At 69.7% G+C, this 19882-nt stretch carries 21 protein-coding genes; 5 read left to right on the top strand and 16 right to left on the bottom strand.

What is annotated here, in order from left to right; all coding sequences use genetic code 11:
- Window positions 1-678, top strand: a complete 678-nt coding sequence (locus AC5RVZ_RS02835; RefSeq protein WP_494064256.1) for a DUF305 domain-containing protein — start codon at window positions 1-3, stop codon at window positions 676-678.
- Between the two features lie 78 nt (window positions 679-756).
- Here AC5RVZ_RS02835 and AC5RVZ_RS02830 read toward each other — a convergent pair whose 3' ends face one another.
- The 3 genes from AC5RVZ_RS02830 to AC5RVZ_RS02820 form a co-directional block, all read right to left on the bottom strand.
- Window positions 757-1743 (bottom strand): carbohydrate ABC transporter permease, encoded by a 987-nt coding sequence (locus AC5RVZ_RS02830; RefSeq protein ID WP_494064255.1) that lies wholly within the window; start codon window positions 1741-1743, stop codon window positions 757-759.
- Window positions 1740-2708, bottom strand: coding sequence for a carbohydrate ABC transporter permease (locus tag AC5RVZ_RS02825; RefSeq protein WP_494064254.1), 969 nt, complete (start codon window positions 2706-2708; stop codon window positions 1740-1742). The genes AC5RVZ_RS02830 and AC5RVZ_RS02825 overlap by 4 nt, the downstream gene beginning before the upstream one ends.
- A gap of 116 nt (window positions 2709-2824) precedes the next feature.
- Entirely contained in the window at window positions 2825-4180 is a 1356-nt protein-coding gene (locus AC5RVZ_RS02820; protein ID WP_494064253.1) for an ABC transporter substrate-binding protein, read from the bottom strand.
- 236 nt (window positions 4181-4416) lie between these two features.
- Between AC5RVZ_RS02820 and AC5RVZ_RS02815 the strand changes: the two genes are divergently transcribed.
- The gene (locus tag AC5RVZ_RS02815) at window positions 4417-5466 is read left to right on the top strand and encodes a LacI family DNA-binding transcriptional regulator (RefSeq protein WP_494064252.1); all 1050 of its coding nucleotides are present in this window, start codon (window positions 4417-4419) and stop codon (window positions 5464-5466) included.
- Between the two features lie 88 nt (window positions 5467-5554).
- Here AC5RVZ_RS02815 and rplL read toward each other — a convergent pair whose 3' ends face one another.
- The 4 genes from rplL to AC5RVZ_RS02795 form a co-directional block, all read right to left on the bottom strand.
- Window positions 5555-5944 carry a 50S ribosomal protein L7/L12 gene (gene rplL / locus AC5RVZ_RS02810; protein ID WP_165128292.1) on the bottom strand — a complete coding sequence of 130 codons (390 nt, stop codon included), beginning with the start codon at window positions 5942-5944 and terminating at the stop codon, window positions 5555-5557.
- Between the two features lie 44 nt (window positions 5945-5988).
- A complete protein-coding gene (gene rplJ, locus AC5RVZ_RS02805; protein ID WP_494064251.1) occupies window positions 5989-6504 on the bottom strand; it encodes a 50S ribosomal protein L10 in 516 nt (171 codons plus the stop codon).
- 456 nt (window positions 6505-6960) lie between these two features.
- Window positions 6961-7134, bottom strand: a complete 174-nt coding sequence (locus AC5RVZ_RS02800) for a hypothetical protein (RefSeq protein ID WP_494064250.1) — start codon at window positions 7132-7134, stop codon at window positions 6961-6963.
- Window positions 7091-7942, bottom strand: coding sequence for a hypothetical protein (locus tag AC5RVZ_RS02795; protein ID WP_494064249.1), 852 nt, complete (start codon window positions 7940-7942; stop codon window positions 7091-7093). The genes AC5RVZ_RS02800 and AC5RVZ_RS02795 overlap by 44 nt, the downstream gene beginning before the upstream one ends.
- 413 nt (window positions 7943-8355) lie before the next feature.
- On the opposite strand from AC5RVZ_RS02795, the gene AC5RVZ_RS02790 reads away from it, so the two are divergent.
- Window positions 8356-9036: a YqaJ viral recombinase family protein gene (locus tag AC5RVZ_RS02790; RefSeq protein WP_494064248.1), complete on the top strand. Its 681-nt coding sequence runs from the start codon at window positions 8356-8358 to the stop codon at window positions 9034-9036.
- Window positions 9037-9143: 107 nt separating this feature from the next.
- Here the strand turns inward: AC5RVZ_RS02790 and AC5RVZ_RS02785 are convergent, their stop codons facing one another.
- Window positions 9144-9647, bottom strand: a complete 504-nt coding sequence (locus AC5RVZ_RS02785; RefSeq protein WP_494064247.1) for a 2'-5' RNA ligase family protein — start codon at window positions 9645-9647, stop codon at window positions 9144-9146.
- A gap of 182 nt (window positions 9648-9829) precedes the next feature.
- Between AC5RVZ_RS02785 and AC5RVZ_RS02780 the strand changes: the two genes are divergently transcribed.
- Entirely contained in the window at window positions 9830-11578 is a 1749-nt protein-coding gene (locus tag AC5RVZ_RS02780) for an MDR family MFS transporter (RefSeq protein ID WP_494064246.1), read from the top strand.
- An 11-nt stretch (window positions 11579-11589) separates the two neighbouring features.
- On the top strand, window positions 11590-12054 hold the full coding sequence (locus AC5RVZ_RS02775; RefSeq protein ID WP_494064245.1) for a MarR family winged helix-turn-helix transcriptional regulator: 465 nt from the start codon (window positions 11590-11592) through the stop codon (window positions 12052-12054).
- Between the two features lie 12 nt (window positions 12055-12066).
- On the opposite strand, the gene AC5RVZ_RS02770 is transcribed toward AC5RVZ_RS02775, so the two are convergent.
- The 8 genes from AC5RVZ_RS02770 to AC5RVZ_RS02735 all read right to left on the bottom strand — a co-directional run bounded on the left by AC5RVZ_RS02770 (window position 12067) and on the right by AC5RVZ_RS02735 (window position 19878).
- The gene (locus AC5RVZ_RS02770; RefSeq protein ID WP_494064244.1) at window positions 12067-12363 is read right to left on the bottom strand and encodes a Dabb family protein; all 297 of its coding nucleotides are present in this window, start codon (window positions 12361-12363) and stop codon (window positions 12067-12069) included.
- Between the two features lie 8 nt (window positions 12364-12371).
- Window positions 12372-13385, bottom strand: a complete 1014-nt coding sequence (locus AC5RVZ_RS02765; RefSeq protein WP_494064243.1) for a sugar phosphate isomerase/epimerase family protein — start codon at window positions 13383-13385, stop codon at window positions 12372-12374.
- Between the two features lie 113 nt (window positions 13386-13498).
- Window positions 13499-14626, bottom strand: coding sequence for a Gfo/Idh/MocA family protein (locus tag AC5RVZ_RS02760; RefSeq protein ID WP_494064242.1), 1128 nt, complete (start codon window positions 14624-14626; stop codon window positions 13499-13501).
- A complete protein-coding gene (locus AC5RVZ_RS02755; RefSeq protein ID WP_494064241.1) occupies window positions 14626-15438 on the bottom strand; it encodes a sugar phosphate isomerase/epimerase family protein in 813 nt (270 codons plus the stop codon). The genes AC5RVZ_RS02760 and AC5RVZ_RS02755 overlap by 1 nt, the downstream gene beginning before the upstream one ends.
- Window positions 15439-15447: 9 nt before the next feature.
- Complete coding sequence (locus tag AC5RVZ_RS02750) at window positions 15448-16356, bottom strand: sugar phosphate isomerase/epimerase family protein (RefSeq protein WP_494064240.1); 909 nt, start codon at window positions 16354-16356, stop codon at window positions 15448-15450.
- A gap of 134 nt (window positions 16357-16490) precedes the next feature.
- Window positions 16491-17705, bottom strand: coding sequence for a substrate-binding domain-containing protein (locus AC5RVZ_RS02745; RefSeq protein WP_494064239.1), 1215 nt, complete (start codon window positions 17703-17705; stop codon window positions 16491-16493).
- A 2-nt stretch (window positions 17706-17707) separates the two neighbouring features.
- The gene (locus tag AC5RVZ_RS02740; RefSeq protein WP_494064238.1) at window positions 17708-18787 is read right to left on the bottom strand and encodes an ABC transporter permease; all 1080 of its coding nucleotides are present in this window, start codon (window positions 18785-18787) and stop codon (window positions 17708-17710) included.
- Window positions 18784-19878 carry an ABC transporter permease gene (locus tag AC5RVZ_RS02735; RefSeq protein ID WP_494064721.1) on the bottom strand — a complete coding sequence of 365 codons (1095 nt, stop codon included), beginning with the start codon at window positions 19876-19878 and terminating at the stop codon, window positions 18784-18786. Before AC5RVZ_RS02735 ends, AC5RVZ_RS02740 begins: the two co-directional genes overlap by 4 nt.
- Window positions 19879-19882 lie beyond the last annotated feature (4 nt).

Here is a 19882-nt window from a genome sequence, read left to right as displayed (position 1 = left end):
GTGACGGACGACGCGACCGACACCTCCCCGCGGCTGCGCTGGTGGGCGGTCGCCCTCGTCCTCCTGGCCGTCGCCGCCCTGGCGTTCGCGATCGGCCGCTTCTCGACCTTCGGCACCGCTCAGGGCGCGGGGACGCCGGGCACGGACTCCCCCGAGGCGGGGTTCGCGCGCGACATGCAGGTGCACCATTCGCAGGCCATCCAGATGGCGATGGAGATCTACCGCAAGACCGAGGACGAAGAGCTCCGTGTGGTGTCGTACGACATCGCCACCGGCCAGGCCGGTCAGCGCGGCGAGATGTACGACTGGCTCGTCCAGTGGGGACTGTCGCAGGCGGGCGGGCCGATGATGGCATGGATGAGCTCGACCGACGCCGGTCACGCCCACGGCGTCCCTCCCGACGAGCCGATGACCGAGGACGAGGCGCGCCAGGCCATGGGCATGGCCTCGGATGCCGAGATCCGCGCTCTCGAAGAGGCGACCGGCACGGGAGCGGACTGCCTCTTCCTCGACCTCATGATCCGGCACCACGAAGGCGCCATCCCGATGGCGGACGCGCTGCTGGAGCTCGGCACCGATGCTCGCGCACTCGAGGTCGCCGAGGGCATCCGCGCCGGGCAGACGGCCGAGATCGACGCGATGCAGTCGATCGCGGCTCGCCTGGGCTGCTCCGGCTGATCGACCGAGCCGCGTCGCCGCCGAGCCGAGATGCCGGTCGGGCGACGGTGGCTGAGCCGCCGCCCGGCCGGCGGCCGCTCAGCCCTTCGTGCTCCCGGCGAGGAGCCCGCGCACGAAGTATCTCTGCAGCGAGAAGAACACGATCAGCGGGATGATCAGCGACACGAACGCGCCCGCCGTGAGGCGGTACCATTCCTGCCCGCGCGAGCCCACCATCTCGGCCAGCCGCTGCGTGAGCGGGGCGACGTCCTGGGTGCCGCCCGAGAAGATGAGGGCGACGAGCAGGTCGTTCCACACCCACAGGAACTGGAAGATCGCGAACGATGCGATCGCGGGCGTCGCCAGCGGCAGCACGATCCGGAAGAAGATCTGGCTGTGCGACGCGCCGTCCACGCGTGCCGCCTCGATGACGTCGTTCGGGATCTGGGCGATGAAGTTGTGCAGCAGGAAGATCGCCAGCGGCAGGGCGAAGATCGTGTGCGCGATCCACACCGGCAGGTAGTTCTGCGTGGGGATCATCGGGATGACGTCGTGCAGCCATTCCTGCCCCGGCCGCAGCAGCACCACGAACGTCTGCAGCAGCGGCACGAGGGCCATCTGCAGCGGCACGATCTGCAGCGCGAACACGAAGATGAACAGCGCGTTGGCCCCGCGGAACTTGATCCACGCGAACGCATACGCCGCCATCGACGCGAACACGAGCGGGAAGACCGTCGCCGGGATCGCGATCGCCAGCGAGTTGACGAAGTACGCCCCCAGCTGCGGCGACGACTGCGACGGCGAGAGCAGCACGTCGCGGTAGTTGTCGAACGTGAACCCGGGGTTCTGGAAGATCGTCCACCATCCGGTGTCGTTGATCAGCTCCCGGGGCCGGAACGACGAGACGAAGATGCCGAAGGTCGGGATCGTCCACAGGACGGCGATGATGAGCGCCGCGATCGTCGCCCACGGCGAGGTCAGCCGCTTCTTCGCGCGGCTGGTGCGGGTGCCGCCCTCCATCGCCTCCTGGTAGACGTCCTCCCCCTTGTCGGCGGGAAGGTCGACCGGTGCCACGCTGCTGCTCATCGGATCTCCCTCTCCTTGCGGAGCTGACGGACGTTGTAGATCACGATCGGCAGCACCATGGCGAACAGGATGAGCGCGAGCGCCGAGCCTCGGCCGATCTCGCTCGCGCGAAACGCCTGCACGTACATCTCGTTGGCGACGACGCTGGTGTTGAAGTTGCCGGCGGTCATCGTGCGCACGATGTCGAAGACCTTGAGCGTCGCGATCGAGATGGTCGTCAGCACGACGACGATCGACGGTCGGATGCCGGGCACGGTGACGTTGCGGAACCGCTGCCACGCGTTCGTGCCGTCCAGCTGCGCCGCTTCGATCTGCTCGGTCGGGATGCCCTTGATCGCCGCGCTCAGGACGACCATCGCGAAGCCGGTCTGGATCCAGATCATCACGATGATCAGCAGCAGCGTGTTGATCGGGTCGGTCTGCAGCCACTGCACGGGCTCACCGCCGAAGGCGACGACCATCGCGTTGAGCAGGCCGATCTGGTCGCGCCCGGCCGAGCGGTACTCGTACACGAAGCGCCAGATGATGCCGGCGCCGACGAACGAGATCGCCATGGGCATGAACACGAGCGCCTTGTAGAAGCGCTCGCCGCGCGACTTGTCGATCCACACGGCATAGGCGAGGCCCAGGATCGTCGAGACCGTGGGCACCAGCAGCACCCACACGAGCGTGTTGATCAGCGTGCGGACGGCCGACGGCTGCGTGAACATCCACACGAAGTTCTCGAGGCTGAATCCCCCCGACTTGTCCAGGAACGCCAGGAAGGTGGTGCGCAGGGCCGGGTAGATGAGCCCGACCGCGAGAAGGATGATCGCCGGCGCGAGGAACCACACCAGCTGCCAGTAGTCGCGGCCCTTCTTCGGGGCCCGACCCATCAGGAAGATCAACAGGCCCACGATGGCGGCGAAGATCACCAAGCCCATCACGACCTGAAGGATCTTGCCGATCAGATCAGAGGTTGTCATCGATCGACTGCCCTTTCTTCGTCTCGACGGGGCACGCGACGGCGATGTCGCGGGCCGGGAAGAGCCGTCCCCGGGGCGGAGCGAGCGCTCCGCCCCGGGGCGTGCTCAGGGGCTGGCTAGCTCGCCGGCCAGCTCGAGGCGATCTCGTCGACCACCGACTGGGTGCTCTGCCCGCCGATCCACTCGACGATGCCGCGCCAGAAGGAGCCGGCACCGACGGCGCCGGGCATCAGGTCGGATCCGTCGAAGCGGAACGTGGTCTCGCCCTGCAGGATCTCGATCGACTGCTCCAGCAGCGGGCTGGACGCGTTGCTCGGGTCGAGGCCCTTGTTGGCGCTGATGACGCCGCCCAGGCTCACCCGGTTGTTCGCCCACAGGTCGCTGGAGAGGTAGGCGCGCACGGCCTCGACCTCTTCGGCGTCGCGGAACGCCACCGGGAACTCGCCGCCGCCGGTGACCGCCTGCGGGTCGTCGGCGTTCACCGGCGGCAGCAGGAAGGCGTAGACGGTGCCGTCGGGAGCGACGGTGTTCTCGTCGCCGCCCTCGGGGTTCCAGAAGGTCTCGTAGAACGAGGCCTGGTGGTGCAGTGAGCACTCGCCGTCGAGGATCGGAAGACCGGCCGTCTGGAAGGCCTCGGTGATGACGGTCGAGACGTCTCCGATGCCGCCGTTGACCATGTCGGGGTTCTTCAGGTACTCCCCGACCGCGTCGAACGCCTGGACGATCTGCGGGTCGTTGAAGGGCACCTCACCGGTCACCCAGCCGTCGTAGACCTCGGCGCCCGCCTGGCGCAGGACGAAGTCCTCGATCCAGTCGGTGCCGGGCCAGCCGGTGGCCTCTCCGGACTCGATGCCGGCGCACCAGGGCTGACGCCCGGTGTCCTCGGCGATCTGCTCCGACAGCGCCTTCAGCTCGTCCAGGGTGGTCGGGATCTCCCAGCCGTTCTCCTCGAACTCCGCCGGCGAGTACCAGATGTACCCCTTGATGCTGGCCATCAGCGGAGCCGCGTAGACCGTGCCGTCGGGTCCGGTCCCGTATTCCTTCCAGATCGGGTCCCAGAACTCGTCGATGTTCGCGAGGACCTGCTCGGATGCCGGGACCAGCCAGCCGCCGTCCGCGAGACGATCGAGCAGGCCGGGCTGCGGGACGATGCCGATGTCGGGCGCGTTGCCGCCCTCGGCGAGAACGGCGATCTGCGCCTCGAACTCGCTCGAGCCCTGGTAGTCGATCTCGATGCCCGTGCAGTTCTGGAAGTCCGCCCACGACTCCACGAGCCGGTCGGCTTCGAGGTCCAGGATCGTGCCGCCGATCGTGACGGTGGCGTCCTCGAAGGTGCCGTACTCCTCGTAGTCCGAGCAGTCGACGTCCTCTCCGCCGCCCTGGATGTCGCCGGTGCAGCCGGCGAGCGCGAGCGCGGCGATACCCGCGCCCGCTGCCGCCGCGATGATGCGGCCGCGTCTGTGCACTCTCATTCGTCCTCCTCGTCGAGTTCGCAGAGCTCCGTACCACTCCGCGTGTGAAGGTTCGGGAACCGATTCCATGCTCACGGTAGGGGATCCGGTGCGGCGGACACAATCGCCCGAGGTCACAACTCGGTAAACAGCGCCTCTCGGGTGGCGCAGTACGGCGCATCACGGCACAATAAGCCCGGAACCGGTTCCAGGATCCCGCACCGACAGTGGTCCGCGGGACGCGCGAGGAGGACCCGATGGCGGGTATCGCCGATGTCGCCAGGGCAGCAGGCGTGTCCAAGTCGACGGCTTCGCGCGCGCTGACGGGCGCCGGCTATGTCTCCGAGGCGACCCGGATGAGGGTGCAGCATGCCGCGACCGCCCTGGGCTACGTCCCCACGACCAGCGCCGTGAGCCTCGTGACGGGACGCACCCAGACCGTCGGCGTCGTCATGCCGTCCCTCGACCGGTGGTTCTTCTCCCAGGTGCTCGAAGGCATCCAGGATGCGCTGCTCGAGCACAGCTACGACCTCGCGCTGTACGGCGCCTCCCCCGGCTCGGCCGCCCGCCGGGAGATGTTCGAGCACTTCCTCGCCCGCAAGCGCTTCGACGGCCTGATCGCCGTCGGGATCGAGCCCAGCGCCCGCGAGCTCGAGCGACTCGTCGCATTCGGCAAGCCCGTCGTGAGCGTCGGCGGCTACGACGCCGGCACGAACGCCGTGTCGATCGACGACGAGGCGGCCGGGCGGATCGCGACCGACCACCTGATCGATCTCGGTCACCGCTCGATCGTGTTCCTCGGCGGAGACGCCGACGGCCGGCGGACGAGCTTCGGCGATGCACGCCGGTTCGACGGCTACCGGGCGGCGATGCGGGATGCCGGGCTGGAGGCATCCGCTCGTCACGTCCAGGGCGATGTGACGCTTCCCGGCGGCTACAGCGCCGCGGTCAAGCTGCTGGGCGACCGACGGACGCGGCCGACGGCGATCGTGGGCGTGTGCGACGAGGTGGCCGTCGGAGCCGTCATCGCCGCGCGGCGCCTGGGCATCCGGGTGCCCGAGCGTCTGAGCGTCGTGGGCATCGACGATCACGCCTACGCCGAGATGTTCTCACTGACGACGTTGCAGCAGCGGCCGCATCAGCAGGGGCGCGCAGCCGTGCAGCTCCTGCTGTGGCAGCTGGATGATCCGACGGCACCGGCGCACCGCATCTACGAGTCGTCACCGCTCGTCGTGCGCAACTCCACTGCCCCCGTCGACGACGACGCCTCGGCCATCATCGGCGTCGGCCACGCGCGGGAGCGGTGACGCCTGCGCGATCCCCGAGCGTCCCCCGAGGACGACGAAGGCCCCGGATGCCGAGCATCCGGGGCCTTCGTGATTCGCGAGAGCGAGATTACTTGAGGGTAACCGTCGCGCCGGCCTCCTGAAGGGCGGCCTGAGCCTTCTCGGCGGTCTCCTTGTTGGCGCCCTCGAGGACGGCCTTGGGAGCACCGTCGACGACGGCCTTCGCCTCACCGAGGCCGAGCGAGGTGAGCTCGCGGACGACCTTGATGACCTGGATCTTCTTGTCGCCGGCGGCCTCGAGGATGACGTCGAACGAGTCCTTCTCCTCGACCTCTTCGGCGGGGGCGCCACCGGCGGGGGCACCCGCAGCGGCAACCGCGACCGGAGCGGCGGCGGTGACGTCGAAGGTCTCCTCGAACGCCTTCACGAACTCGCTGAGCTCGATGAGCGTGAGCTCCTTGAACGCGTCGAGCAGCTCCTCAGTGCTGAGCTTTGCCATGATGTTTCTCCTTGATTGGGGTTCTACTTCGCCGAGGCCCGATGTCAGGCCGCGGACTCCTGCTTCTCGCGCAGCGCGTCGACCGTGCGAACGGCCTTCGACGGGAGCGCGTTGAAGACGTATGCCGCCTTGGTCATCGAGGCCTTCATCGCGCCGGCGAGCTTCGCCAGCAGGACTTCACGGCTCTCGAGGTCGGCGAGCTTGTTGACCTCGTCCGCGCTCAGGGGGTTTCCGTCGAAGAAGCCGCCCTTGATCACGAGAAGAGGGTGTGCCTTGGCGAAGGCGCGCAGACCCTTCGCGACGGCGACCGGGTCACCGTGCACGAACGCGACGGCCGACGGACCCTTGAGGTCGTCGTCCAGCGCCGTGATCCCCGCGTTGTTCGCGGCGATCTTGGTCAGCGTGTTCTTCACCACGGCGTATTCCGCGTCCTGACGAATGCTGTTGCGCAGCTCCTTGAGCTGGGCAACCGTCAGACCGCGGTACTCGGTCAGCAGAACGGCGGTCGAGTCCTCGAAGTTCTTCGTGAGCTCGGCGACCGATGCTTCCTTCTGCGCCATGGCCACTCCTTGTGTGTTCGAGACGCTCCGCGATGGCGGGGCGTCGGCCTCGACATCCGCTCATCTGCTCGCATCACGGCAACAAAAAAGCTCCGGCGCAAGCGACGGAGCGGAGTTCCCGGCGAACCGGGATTCGTTCATGTCACCTGCGCGGGCCCCTGCGATGCAGTGCTTCGATCTCCGCACGCTTTCGCGCACGTCGATGACCGGCGGTCTTCGGCTGCTACAAGGCTACCCGACCCGCCCTCCCTCACCAAATCCCGCTCCCCTTCCCGCGTCCGCTCCCCGCTCCCCCGCTCCCCCTAGCGCCCCGCTCCCCCCGCTCCTTGCCGAGTACGCGCGTTCTCGACGAATCAGCATGGTGTGGAGGGGGACAACACGCACTCTCGGCGAGACCGTGCGTACTCGCCGGCGAGGCGCGGCCATGGGGCGATCGACAGGCAAGAGGGCGGGAAGCTACGGAACGCGGATGCCGAACGCCGCCAGACGAGCAGCCAGCCGGTCGACCGTGGCAAGGTGGGCTTCTTCGACGCGGATGAGTCGCCGCTGCGTGGTGCCGCGAATCCAGTCCTCGCGACGCTTCTCGTCAAGGAGGACCTGGTCGAGGCTGCGGCCCGCCCGCATCGGCATCCTGGTACTTCGTCATCCCATCGATCTCGAGGAACACACGCTCATCTTCGATCTCGATGTCCACGCGGTACTCCTGCCCATCGGGACCGGGTACGGGGACCTGCAGACGGAGGCGCTCGAATCCGAGCCTGTTCAGCTGGACCCGACCGACGCTTTCCGGCGGCGACTCGGCGCGGCCGTCGGCGAGGCGAATGATCTCGGTCGCCTGGCGCACCCCGCGGGTGCCGACGGCCTTCGCCGCGCGTGCCCGCATCCGTTCCCGCCAGTGCTCGGCGGCCATCTCGTCGTAGCTCCGCTCCACGAGCGCGACCCGGCGCAGTCCTGCGTCGGCGGCCGCGACGGCCGCCTCGAAGGGCAGCATGCGAGCGAGATCGAAGACCGTGCGGTCGAGGGACGTCGTGCGGATGCCTCCCCGCTCGGCCACGTCGTGGGGAGGCAACGCGTCGGCGTGCCGGCGCAGTCCGGCCCGACTCGGCACGTGCCTGCGTTCGGGGATCGTGAGGTGGACCGCGGTGGGCACGTGCCGGTAGAGGGGCAGATCCCACAGCACGGCGGCCGACTCATACGACGCCACCGCCCCGCCGTCACGCATCTCGCCGAATGCGGCCGCGACCTGGATCCGGTGCCGGGATTCCGGCCAGAGATCCCGCCAATCCGCGTCCAGCACGTACCGGTTGCGCTGCAGGCGTCGCAGCGACCCGTCGTCCAATGCGCGCGCGATGTCGCGGTCGAGCCATCGGTTGCGCTGAAGCTGCTCACGGGTGAGCACCGCACGTCGAGCACCTTCGAATGTCACGTGGCGAGTCATCGTCACACGCTGACAGGCGCGTCGCCCGCGGACTGCCGATCGGCGCGCGCCTGTGACACCTCCGACCTGTCCCCACACTGTGGAGGAGACATGACGCACGCGAAGCATCCCGTGCGCCGCATCGTCGAAACCGCGCGTTCTCGCCGAGAACGCATGTGGCGTGCGTCGACAGCGTGCGGCGTCGCCGACTACGCACGTACTCGACAACCTCGCCACCGCGGTACTCGACAACGCCAGCCCCGCGAACCTCGCCACCGCGGTACTCGACAACGCCAGCCCCGCGAACCCGACCCCGCGAACCCCGACCCCGCGAGCGCCCAGCCCCGCGAGAGACGGCCGCGCGAGTTGACGGGAGGGGACGGCGGCGGGTGTCGTGGCGGTGGATGTCGCGTCGGCGGCGTACCCTCGAAGGCGTGACACCCGAGCTCGCCGCCCGCATCGTCGCGGACTCCCGCGATCGGGTGGCGTGGGTCCGCGCTCGCTCCCGCGGCATCACGGCGACCGACGTCGCGGCCCTCACCTCCGACCGGGCGATCTCGCGCGCCGCGGACGCCAAGCTGATGGGCTCGGGGTTCTCCGGCAACGCCTACACCGCGCACGGGCGGGCGCGTGAACCCGAGATCGCCGCATGGGTCGCGGCGACACACGGCATCCAGCCGTCGTCGGCGCTGTTCCACGCCGTGATCGAGAAGCGCCACCTCGCGACGCCGGACGGCATCGCCGTCGACGGCGCCGGACGCGTCATGCTGGCCGAGATCAAGACGACGAACAAGCCCTGGCGCAGCATCCCGCGGTCCTATCTCCGGCAGGTGTGGTGGCAGCAGCACGTCCTCGGCGCCGAGCGCACGCTCGTGGCATGGGAGCAGCACGACGGCTTCGTACCCGTCGACGACGAGCCGCGCTGCGCGTGGGTCGACCGTGATGAAGCCGAGATCACCAAGCTCGTGCGGCTTGCCACCGCGCTCATCGACGAGCTCTACCGTCGCACGCAGCTGAGCCGCGTCGGCGCGCACGCACACCGCGACGGACAGCGGATGCCTCACCCGCCGGCTCCGGTTCGCCAGCCGTTCCGCGCCCTCGCGCTCGCCGACTGAGTCCGGCGTCGGCCCGCCCGCCGACCGGATCGCTCGCCGACTGAGTCCGGCGTCGCCCCCGCCCGCCGGCCGAGCCCGCGATCGGCCTCGCCGACCGCGCGCGGCGATCATCGGAGGGTGGTGATCTGCTTCGCCGTGGCATCCCACACGCGAAGCCCGATCGCCTCGGCGGCGATCGGAGGTGCATCGATGACGGCGAGCGCGTGCGCCAGGCGGTCGGCGTCGAGGCGCCGGGCCAAGGTCACGTGCGGCGACCACCGGTCGGGCGCGGTGTTGGCATAGCGCGGCTCGGGCGGCCCGAGCCTGTGTGCGACCTGGCGGTGGAGGTCCAGCAGCGCCTGGGTGACGACGACCTGACGCGTGAGGACGAACTGCCCCCGCCGCCCGAAGAGGAGCACTCCGCTGAGATCCAGTGGCAGCGGCAGGATGTCGGCCACGTCGGCGACCACGGAAGGGTCGACGTCGTCGCGGACGGCGACGGTCACGTGGGGACGGTTGCTCGGCGACGGATTGCGCCCCGAGCTGGGCAGCGCGGCTTCGATGAGCCGCGCCCAGTCCGCGCGCACGGCGTCTTCGGCGGCGGCATCAAAGGTCACTTCGACGCTGAACACCCTCCCATCCTGGCCAAGGAATCCTCGTGAGGGCCCGACATCGAACGATCGGCCACCACGGGAATAGTTGACCCATGTCAACGATTGGCATATAGTTGACCGTGATCAACTGTTGACCCTTGTCAACCATTCTCTCCGCGCCACCGCCGCCGCGTTCCCCGTCGTCTGAACGAAGGACTCACATGGCCACGTCTCCCACTCCGACCGGGTCGGCCGCCGCCGCCGACGAGCGGCGTCAGCACCGTCGCGTGCTGCAGGCGCTCTCCGGCCTCCTCCTCGGCATGTTCGTGTCGATGCTCGCCTCGACCGTCGTCTCGACCTCGCTCCCGGTCATCGTGCACGATCTGGGCGGCGACCAGGCTGCGTTCACGTGGGTCGTCACGGCGACGCTGCTGACCACCGCCATCTCGACTCCCGTCTGGGGCAAGCTCGCCGACCTGTTCAACCGCAAGCTGCTGATCCAGCTCGCCATCGTCCTCTTCGTGCTCGCGACGGCGGCGGCCGGATTCTCGCAGGACCCGGGCATGCTGATCGCCTTCCGCGCGGTGCAGGGCGTGGGCGCCGGCGGTCTCGCCGCACTCAGCCAGGTGATCATGGCCGACATCATCAGCCCGCGCGAGCGCGGTCGCTACATGGGCCTGTTCGGCGCCGTGATGGCGGTGGCCACGGTCGGCGGCCCCCTTCTCGGGGGTCTCATCACCGACACGCTGGACTGGCGCTGGAACTTCTTCATCGCGCTCCCGTTCGCCGTGGCCGCCCTCGTCATCCAGCAGCGCACGCTGCATCTTCCCGCCCGGCCGAAGACGAAGGTGCGCATCGACTACCTCGGCATCGTGCTGCTGTCGACGGCGGTCTCGCTCCTGCTCATCTGGGTGACGGGCGCCGGCGAGGACTACGACTGGTGGAGCACCGAGACCATCCTCATGGTCGGCGGCGCCCTCGCGGCGGCGGCCCTGTTCGTCATCGTCGAGCTGCGCTCGAAGGAGCCGCTCGTCCCTCTGACGCTCTTCCGCAACCGCACCTTCACCCTCGCCGTGGTGGCGTCCATCGCCATCGGCATCGCGATGTTCGGCACGTCGGTCTTCCTCAGCCAGTACATGCAGATGGCGCGCGGCGCGACGCCCACCGAGGCGGGCCTCATGACCATCCCGATGATCGCCGGGCTGCTCCTCGCCTCGATCGTCATCGGCGGCCTCGTCACCCGGCACGGGCACTGGAAGCCGTACCTCATCGTCGGCGGCGTGCTGCTCATCGCGGGCTCCTCCCTGCTGTCGACGATCCATTACGACACCCACTTCGCCCTCGTCTCGCTCTACATGTTCCTGCTCGGCGCAGGCGTCGGCATGACGATGCAGAACCTGGTCCTCATCGTGCAGAACACCGCGAAGCCGAGCGAGATCGGCGTGGCGAGCTCCGGGGTGACGTTCTTCCGCAGCCTTGGCGGCACGATCGGCGTCTCGGTGATGGGCGCCGCCCTGGCCAGCTCCGCCACGGATCTCGTCGCCGACCGTCACGCCGACATCGGCGCGGCGATCGCCGGACTCGGCGAGAAGGGCGGGGCCATCGCGCAGCAGCTGCAGTCCGGCGCCATCCCGCAGGTGTCGGCCCTTCCCGAGAGCGTCCGCGTCATCTTCGAGGACATCTACGCGCAGGCCATCGCCCACTCCTTCCTCATCGGCGTGCCCCTGTCGGTGCTGAGCCTCGTCGCGATCGTGTTCCTTCCCAACGTGCCCCTGACGCGCATGACGACGAGCGAGCGGGTCAACGCGAGCGAGGCCGACCTCGCGACGGTCTCCACCGCCGAGGGCATGGGTGCGCTGACGGCGACCGGGACCGTGACGGCGATGGCGCCGACGACGGATGCCTCCCGCCCCGCCGATCCGCAGGAGCAGGAGGGAGCGGCGGACGGGGCTCCCGCCGCCCGCCGCTAGTGTCGATCACGATGACTTCCGACGACACTCGAGCGGCGCGCACCGAGGCGGTGCGCGCCCTCGAGGCGGAGTTCGGCGAGCTGATCAACCGCTTCCGCCGCATCATCACCGAGAACGCCAACCGGGTGAGCCCGGGGATGCTGCCGGGCGCGTACAAGGTCTTCACCACGATCGTGCGCCGTGAGGGGATCACCCTGTCGGCGCTCGCCGAGACCCTCATGGCCGACAAGGGGCAGATCAGCCGCACGGTGCGCGAGCTCGAGCAGCTCGGGCTGGTGCAGCGAACGCCCGACCCGGCCGACGGGCGGTCGAGCCTGCTCTCCCCCACACCCGAGGGCCTGGAGCGTCTGGCCGCCGCGCGGGCCCCGCAGGAGAGCACCCTCGTCGACGCCCTCGAGGAGTGGTCGCTCGACGACATCCGCAACCTCACCCGGCTTCTGCACGCCCTCACCGCCGGTCAGGCGCCCGACGCGTGAGTCGTGCCCGGGTCAGACCTCGGTGAAGTCGTACTCCTGGAACGCGGCCACCTCGGGGACCCATCGGTCGGCGACGAACGACACGTGCGTCGGGTGGTCGTTGTACGCCTGATACGCCCGCTGGTCGGCGAATGTCATGGCGAACTGGTACGCCAGGTCGCTCTTCGGGCTCACCTGGCGGCTGATCCCGAACTCCTCGACGCCCGGTATCGACGTGAGCGCGGCCTCGGCATCGGCCAGAAACTCCCGCTCTGCGGCGGAGCCCGCCGGGTGGACCAGCCGGAACACCACCGTGTGACGGATCGGCATGCCGGCGCCTACTGGTTCGAGAACGCCGCGTCGAAGGATGCCTCCGGCCGCTTCCACAGCAGCGAACGGACGAACTCCACCGCCTGCGCCGCCCCGTGCAGCCGGTCCATGCCCGCGTCCTCCCACTCGATCGAGATCGGCCCGGTGTAGCCGATCGCGTCGAGAGCGCGGAACGCGTCCTCCCACGGCACGTCGCCATGCCCGGTGGAGTAGAAGTCCCAGCCGCGACGCGGGTCGCCCCACGGCAGGTGCGACCCGAGGACGCCCGCCCGGCCGTTCTGGGGACGCATCCGCGTGTCCTTGCAGTCCACGTGGTAGATCCGGTCCTGGAAGTCCCAGATGAAGCCGACCGGGTCGATGTTCTGCCACATCATGTGCGAGGGGTCCCAGTTGAACCCGAAGGCCGGGCGGCGGCCGATGGCGTCGAGGGCGCGCACGCTGGTCCAGTAGTCGTACGCGATCTCGCTGGGGTGGACCTCGTGCGCGAACCGCACTCCCTCGTCGTCGAAGACATCGAGGATCGGGTTCCACCGGTCGGCGAAGTCCTCGTAGCCGCGGTCGATGACCTCGCCGGGCACGGGCGGGAACATCGCCACGTACGGCCAGATGGACGAGCCGGTGAAGCCGACCACGACGTCGACGCCGAGCTTGCGGGCGACCCGGGCTGCGCGCATCATGTCCTCCGCCGCCCGCTGCCGGACGCCCTCGGCATCGCCGTCGCCCCACACGTAGTCGCGCAGGATCGCCTGGTGCCGGAAGTCGATCGGCGCATCGCACACCGCTTGACCTGCGAGGTGGTTCGAGATCGCGTAGACCTTGAGCCCATGCCGGTCCAGGATCTCCAGGCGGGAACGGACGTACGCATCGTCCTCGTCGGCGCGCTTGAGGTCCAGGTGGTCCCCGGATGCGGCGATCTCGAGTCCGTCGTAGCCCCACTCGGCGGCGAGCCGCGCCACCTCCTCGAACGGGAGGTCGGCCCACTGGCCGGTGAACAGGGTCACGGGGTGCGAGGCGGTGGTCATGGCGCGATCCTCCAGGTCGTGGTTTCAGCGGACATTCGTCGGAAGCGGGATGCCGGCGGCGGCGCACCCGGCGCCGGCGCACCCGACGGCGGTCCCGCGCGAGACGGCGTCGTTCACAGCGTGGCCTCCCGCGGGTCGCGGTCCTCGGGCACCAGCGGGATGTCGTCGACGGTGCTGCCGAGCTCGATGAAGCGGCCCGCGGCGACGGACTCCTCGATGGCGACCATGGCGTCGAGGATGTGGAACCCGAGCTCGCCGGTGGCGATGTGCGGGCCGCCGCCGCGGATCGCGCGGGCCATGTCGAGCACGCCCAGACCGCGCCCCGCCTCCACGCCCACGAGCGGGATGCTGTGCCACGCGGCATCCGATCGCATCTGCTCGGGCGTGGGTGCGTGCGTGATCCTCACGTCGCCGCTGAACGTGTTCGGATCGGGGATGACGAGCGTGCCCTCGGTGCCGGTGATCTCCACCACGCCGGTGCGCGCGAGCGGCGAGTCGAAGCTGAAGACGCTCTGGCTCACTCCGCCCTTCTCGAACTGAGCGATCATGTGCACGAGCGTCGGCACTTCCACCGGGAACTCCATCCCGGCCCGCTCGCCGACCCGGATCACGCGGGTGTCGCGGCTGCGCGCTCCGACGGCGGCGACGCGGGCGATGGGCCCGAAGACGTTGATGAGGGTCGAGAGGTAGTACGGGCCCATGTCGAACACCGGCCCGGCGCCGCGTGCGAAGAGGAACTCCGGGTTGGGGTGGAAGATGTCGGGCCCGATGTACTGCATCGAGGTCTGCGCCGACAGCGGCACCCCGATGTCGCCGCGGGCGATCGCGCGGCGGGCGGTCTGCACGCCCGGACCGAGCACGGTGTCGGGCGCGATGCCCACGCGCAGGCCGGCGGCATCCGCCTGCTCCAGGAGAGCGCGCGCCTCGGCCCGGTCGACGCCGATGGGCTTCTCGGACCACACGTGCTTGCCCGCGGCGATGGCCGCCGAGCTCACCGGCACGTGGGCCGCGGGGATCGTGAGGTTCACCACGAGTTCGACGTCGGGATGAGCCAGGACGTCGTCGGGGGTGCCGGACTGGGCGACGCCGTGCTTCTCCGCCTGGGCTGCCGCTCGGGCGGTATCGAGGTCGCCGAGGATGACGACCCGCACGTCGGGGAAGGATGAGAGGTTCTCCAGGTACGTGTCGCTGATCATCCCGGTGCCGATGAAGCCGACACCGACCGGCCCGGTGCCCGCCATCAGCGGATCCCCCGCTCGACGAGGAACGCCACGGTGCCCGCGAGCCCCTCGAAGATGTCGCCGGCGTACGCGTCGTACTCGACGATGGCGTACTGAAGATGGGGTGCCGCATCCAGGATCTCGGCGAGCGGCACAGCACCCTGACCGGCGGGCACCTGAGCCAGATCGACCGGCCCGTCGCTTCCCGGCAGGAACGGGTCGACGTCGACGCTGCCGTCCTTGACGTGGATGGCCCGCACCCGCTCGCCGAGGCGCGCGACCAGCGCCGGGACATCCTGCTTGCCCACTTGCGCCCAGTAGGCGTCGAGCTCGAGCACGACATCGTCCTCGAGCTCCGAGACGAAGAGCTCGTACGCCGTGACGCCGTCGAAGCTGTGATGGAACTCCTGCGAGTGGTTGTGGTACCCCACCGCCAGCCCGCGCGTCTTCGCGGCCGCCGACGCGCGGTTCAGCAGCTCGGCGGTGCGTCGCACCTCGTCGGCGCTCGCCCAGCGCTCGGGGCTCACCATCGGGTCGATCACGAGCCGCACGTCCAGTTCCGCGGCGGCGTCGAACACCTCGTCGTGCGTCGGGGCGGGATGCTCACCCCCGCCGTATCGCAGCACGTCCGTGACGAGCGGCGCATGCGCGGTCGGGGCGGCCAGTCCCGCCCGGCGCAGCGACGCAGCCAGCTCGGGCGCGCGGCGCACGAAGTCGAAGGCCTCGACCTTGCGGAAGCCGAGTGCCGCGAGCCGCTCGAGGGTGCCGTCGAGGTCGGTCTCGAGCGGTTCGCGGACGGAGTAGAGCTGGACGGAGAGTTCCGGTTCAGGCACGAGACATCCTCACATCGGGAGTGCGGCCGCGTCGGCGGCGCCGGGTCGGTGGTCGATGGTCTCACGCTGCGCCTGCAGCGCGTCGAGGTAGGCGAGCGAGCGCTCGGCGAGGGCATCCTGCGAGGGAGCGAGGGGCCGCCAGACGGAGGCTGCCACGGCGATCGTCGCGTTCTCGCCGGTGAAGCTCTCCAGCCCGAGGATGCCGTCGTAGCCGGCGTCATCGAGGGCGTCCAGCAGTGCCGGCCAGTCGGCGTGGTCGTCGCCGACCGCGCCGCGGTCGGTGCCGCACACCTGGACGTGTCCGATGCGGCCGGCGGCGGCGCGGATGGCGGCATCCGGGCGCTTCTCCTCGATGTTCAGATGGTAGGTGTCCAGGGCGAGCCCGAGACCGGGTCCGAGCAGCGGACCGAGCGCCTCGAGCGCCTGCTCGACGGTGTTGACGACGCTCGTCTCGTACCGGTTGAGCGGCTCGATCGCGAGGGTCAGCCCATCCGCGGCGGCGCGGTCGACGAGCGGTCGCAGGTTGCGGCGCAGCTGCGCATAGACCTCGACGCGCTCCTCCGCCGTCATGCGCCACGTCACCCCGGTGGGCGCGTAGAAGGGGCCGGCGACGACGGATGCCCCGAGCCGTGCGGCGGCCGCCATGCAGGTGCGCAGGTACTCCTGGGTGGCTGCGACGTTCCCGGCGCGGTCGACGAGCGAGCGCCCCGGACCCATCGCGCCGATCACGACCGGTGCGAGACCGTGTGCGTCGAGCAGGTCGCGCGTGCGGGAGGCATCCCAGTCGCCGGCGCTCTCGAGGGGAAGCTCGATGGCCTGGAAGCCCATCGCCGCGATCCGCGGGACCAGCTCGGCCAGGGAGTCGTCGGTCAACGGCGAGGTCCATACCCAGGTGTTGACGCCGATTCTGCGACGCATGCCGCTCCTTGTTCGTGTCGAAATGTCGGTACGGCCAGGCGCACCGCAACCGTGTCCCACTTTCTCGGTTGGATCGGCCCCGAAAGCCTGTTCTTCGGGACATGTCACCGGGAAAGCGGGACACGGTCAGGCGGTTACGGGATCTGGCGCTCCTGCCAGACCTCGGGGTAGCCCGGCAGGTTCTCGCCGCCGAACTTGGCGTAGTGGCCGTCGGGCATGCCCTCGTTGGCCTCGAGGTACTGGTCGGCCTCTTCCGCGGTGATCGGCTCCTGCGGCAGGACCCACTCCTTCGGGACCTCCTCGCCGGCGAAGATCTTCTGCGCGGCCAGCAGCGGCGTGCGCCACTGGAAGTTCGAGTAGACCGGAGCAAGGCCCGTCAGACCCGTCTCCTTCCACTTGCGCAGGAAGCTCATCTCGTCCTCACCGGTCATCACCGGGTAGTCGACGCCGGCGTCCTCGAACGCCTCGATGGCGGCGACGGCGCCGTCTCCGGCGTCCATCCACACGCCGTGCACGTCGCCCTTGGCCAGCTCGTCGGCGATGATGCTCTTGATCTCGGCCGGGTCGGCGCCGGTGAAGTAGTCGACCGCCTCGATGCCGGCCTCCTCGAACATGTGCTCGGCGGCGGCCCAGCGCTGCTCGAGCACGTCGACGCCCGGAAGGATGCGCAGGCCCACGACCTTGTCGCCCTCCTCGAGGTTGTCGATGAGGAACTGGGCGGTGTCGATGCCCCACGCGAACCCGCCGATCGGGTGGATGAACGTCACCGGGCAGTCGGTCTCGACACCGCGGTCGAAGACGATCACCGGCTTGCCGGTGTCACAGGCGCGCTGGACGGCCGGGGTCATCGCCGCCGTGCTGTTCGGCGAGATGATGAAGACGTCGCAGTTGCCCTCGGAGATGAAGTAGTCGATGTCGGCGATCTGCGTGTCGTCGGAGTCCTGCGCGTCGCGGGTCTCCATCTCGCTGATCACGCCCTGCTCCTGCAGCACCTTCAGCTGCTGGTTCATGGTGATCCAGCCGGTCTGCCGCCACGGGTTCGAGATGGACGCGTTGGCGAAGCACGCCTTCTTGGGCCCGGTGCTCGCGTACTGCGACGTGTCCACCATCTCGGCGTCGATGTGCTGCAGGTACGGCTCGCCCTCGGGGCCCTCGGGCACGACCTCGCGCTGGGCCATCTGCGTGTCGAAGAGCTCCTGGTCGAACCATTCGGTGGTCTCGCCGCCGTCCTCGGTCGGAGCGGCGGACGCGTCCGGTGGGGCCACGGTGGGGTCGGTCGAACACCCGGCGAGGGCGAAGAGGCCGACGAGCGCCACCGCTGTGGTGGCGATCTTCACTGATCGTCGCATTGCTAGTCTCCTCTGGTTTCTGCGACGCCCTCGGCAGCGAGGGCAGGTGATGCGGACGACACCTCGGCGCCGGCGGGCGCGTCGGGTTTCTTCCCCGGATCGGGAGAAGGCGTGTGGGCCGCCCCTCGGCGGCGGGACCGGAACACCAGGCCCGAGTAGGCCACGGCGGCGATGATGATGACGCCCTGCACGGCGTCGCGGAGCGAGGACGGGACGCCGGCGATGTTCAGCAGCAGGAACAGCGCCTCGAGCACGAAGGCGCCGGCCACGGCGGCGACGATCCAGCCGCGGCCGCCCCCGAGCACCACGCCGCCGAGCACGACGGCGGTGATCGCGATGAACTCGTAGCCTCGGCCGACCGACGGGTGCACGCCGGCGTACCCGACGAGCAGCACGGCCGACAGCGTCGCGGACAGCGACGAGATCATGAAGGCGCGCGTGGTCACCCACCAGTCCCGGGCTCCCGAGTAGCGGGTCGCGCGGGCGTTGTCGCCGATCGCGATGAGGAGCCTGCCCAGCGGGCGCTTGGTGAGCCAGATGGCCAGGGCCAGCCACGCGGCGAGGACCAGCACCGACCACGGCAGGAAGTCGATGAGCGGGATGTCGCGGATGCCGCCGCGCCCGATCTGCCGGAAGCTGTCGGCCGGGTTGCCGGTCGCCGCACCGCCGGTCCACCAGAGCACGAGGCCGAGCAGAGCCAGCATCATGCCGAGGGTGACGATGAACGACGGCACCCGCAGCAGCGTCGTCAGCAGGCCGTTGAGGAGTCCCACGAAGAGCCCGAGCACCACCATGAGGCACAGCACGGGGATCGTACGGGAGTCGTCCTGACCGACGAGGTTGCCGGCGACGATCACCTGCGCGGTGATGAGCGAGCCCTGCGACAGGTCGAACTCGCCGGCGATGATGACGAAGTACTGCCCGATCGCCACGATCGCGACGGGGGCGACGCGCTGGATGTAGCGCATGATCTGCCCGGGCTCGGCGAAGTTCGGGTTCAGCACCGTCACGGCGACCAGCAGGATCACCAGCAGCAGGAACACCGCGCCGCGCGGGCTCACAAGAGTGCGCAGGGCGTTCACCGGAACTCACCTCCCTGGGTCGCCGAGCGGGTATCGGCCGCCTCGGCCTCGGCTTCGAGGGCCTGGGATGCCGCGGCCATGGCCGGCGCGGCGGCCTGAGCCGCGGCATCCCCACCCGTCCTCGTGCCCCCCGGTCCGAAGCGGGTGCGCCGGCGGATGATCGCGCGGCGACTGTAGACCGCGACGGCGGCCACGATGACCACGCCGCGGACGACGTCCTTGAGGAAGGGGTTGACCTGCATGACGCTCATGACGTTGTCGACGACCGCGAAGATCGCCACGCCGCCGATGGTGCCCCAGATGGAGCCCCGGCCGCCCAGCAGCAGCGTTCCGCCCAGCACGACGGCGGCGATCGACAGCAGGGCGTAGCCGCCCTGCTGGCCGACCGTCGGGCTGCCCACGCCGAGGCGGCTCGCCAGCAGCAGTCCGGCAAGGCCCGCGGACACCGAGCACAGCACGTGCGCCACGATGAGCGGCGGGCGGGTGCGCACACCCGACAGGCGCGCGACCTCGGGGTCGCCGCCGACGGCGAACAGGTGCGCGCCGGTGCGCGTGCGGTCGAGCAGGAACCACACCACGACGGCGAGCGCGATCATGATCATCGTCGACACGGGCACGGGGCCCACGACCGTCGCGCCGACCATCTGGAACTCCCACGGCACCGAGCCCGCGCTCCCCTGGAAGTTCGTGTTCAGCACGCCTTGCAGGATGAGGCCCACCCCGAGCGTGGCGATGAACCCGTTGACCTTGAGCACGGTGACGATGAGGCCGTTGGCCAGCCCGATCGCGGCGCACACGATGAGCGTGAGGGTGACCGCCCACGGGATGTTCCCCGGGTTGCCGTTCATCGTGGTCGCCGCGATCAGACTCGCCAGGCTCATGACGTAGGTGACCGAGAGGTCCAGCGACGCCCCGAGGATCACGAGCGTCTGGCCGATGGCGACCAGTCCCAGCACGCTCATGCCGGTGAGGATGTCGCGGATGTTGCCTGGGCTGAAGAAGTTGCGCCCGACGGTGGCGACGAGGATCGCCCCGACCGCGATCACGAGGATCAGGATGCCGAGCACGATCACGGTGGAATCGATGCGCATGCGC

This window comes from Arthrobacter sp. Cza30 (assembly GCF_059090765.1).
The sequence above is the reverse complement of the archived record's forward strand: the minus strand, read 5'-3'. Positions and strand labels throughout refer to the sequence as shown.

What these genes read in the sequence shown, in the direction of transcription:
- AC5RVZ_RS02830 (WP_494064255.1), bottom strand. Translation starts at nt 1,743, where the DNA reads ATGAGCAGCAGCGTGGCACCGGTCGACCTTCCCGCCGACAAGGGGGAG.
- AC5RVZ_RS02825 (WP_494064254.1), bottom strand. Translation starts at nt 2,708, where the DNA reads ATGACAACCTCTGATCTGATCGGCAAGATCCTTCAGGTCGTGATGGGC.
- AC5RVZ_RS02820 (WP_494064253.1), bottom strand. Translation starts at nt 4,180, where the DNA reads ATGAGAGTGCACAGACGCGGCCGCATCATCGCGGCGGCAGCGGGCGCG.
- AC5RVZ_RS02815 (WP_494064252.1), top strand. Translation starts at nt 4,417, where the DNA reads ATGGCGGGTATCGCCGATGTCGCCAGGGCAGCAGGCGTGTCCAAGTCG.
- rplL (WP_165128292.1), bottom strand. Translation starts at nt 5,944, where the DNA reads ATGGCAAAGCTCAGCACTGAGGAGCTGCTCGACGCGTTCAAGGAGCTC.
- rplJ (WP_494064251.1), bottom strand. Translation starts at nt 6,504, where the DNA reads ATGGCGCAGAAGGAAGCATCGGTCGCCGAGCTCACGAAGAACTTCGAG.
- AC5RVZ_RS02800 (WP_494064250.1), bottom strand. Translation starts at nt 7,134, where the DNA reads ATGCCGATGCGGGCGGGCCGCAGCCTCGACCAGGTCCTCCTTGACGAG.
- AC5RVZ_RS02795 (WP_494064249.1), bottom strand. Translation starts at nt 7,942, where the DNA reads ATGACTCGCCACGTGACATTCGAAGGTGCTCGACGTGCGGTGCTCACC.
- AC5RVZ_RS02780 (WP_494064246.1), top strand. Translation starts at nt 9,830, where the DNA reads ATGGCCACGTCTCCCACTCCGACCGGGTCGGCCGCCGCCGCCGACGAG.
- AC5RVZ_RS02775 (WP_494064245.1), top strand. Translation starts at nt 11,590, where the DNA reads ATGACTTCCGACGACACTCGAGCGGCGCGCACCGAGGCGGTGCGCGCC.
- AC5RVZ_RS02770 (WP_494064244.1), bottom strand. Translation starts at nt 12,363, where the DNA reads ATGCCGATCCGTCACACGGTGGTGTTCCGGCTGGTCCACCCGGCGGGC.
- AC5RVZ_RS02765 (WP_494064243.1), bottom strand. Translation starts at nt 13,385, where the DNA reads ATGACCACCGCCTCGCACCCCGTGACCCTGTTCACCGGCCAGTGGGCC.
- AC5RVZ_RS02760 (WP_494064242.1), bottom strand. Translation starts at nt 14,626, where the DNA reads ATGGCGGGCACCGGGCCGGTCGGTGTCGGCTTCATCGGCACCGGGATG.
- AC5RVZ_RS02750 (WP_494064240.1), bottom strand. Translation starts at nt 16,356, where the DNA reads ATGCGTCGCAGAATCGGCGTCAACACCTGGGTATGGACCTCGCCGTTG.
- AC5RVZ_RS02745 (WP_494064239.1), bottom strand. Translation starts at nt 17,705, where the DNA reads ATGCGACGATCAGTGAAGATCGCCACCACAGCGGTGGCGCTCGTCGGC.
- AC5RVZ_RS02735 (WP_494064721.1), bottom strand. Translation starts at nt 19,878, where the DNA reads ATGCGCATCGATTCCACCGTGATCGTGCTCGGCATCCTGATCCTCGTG.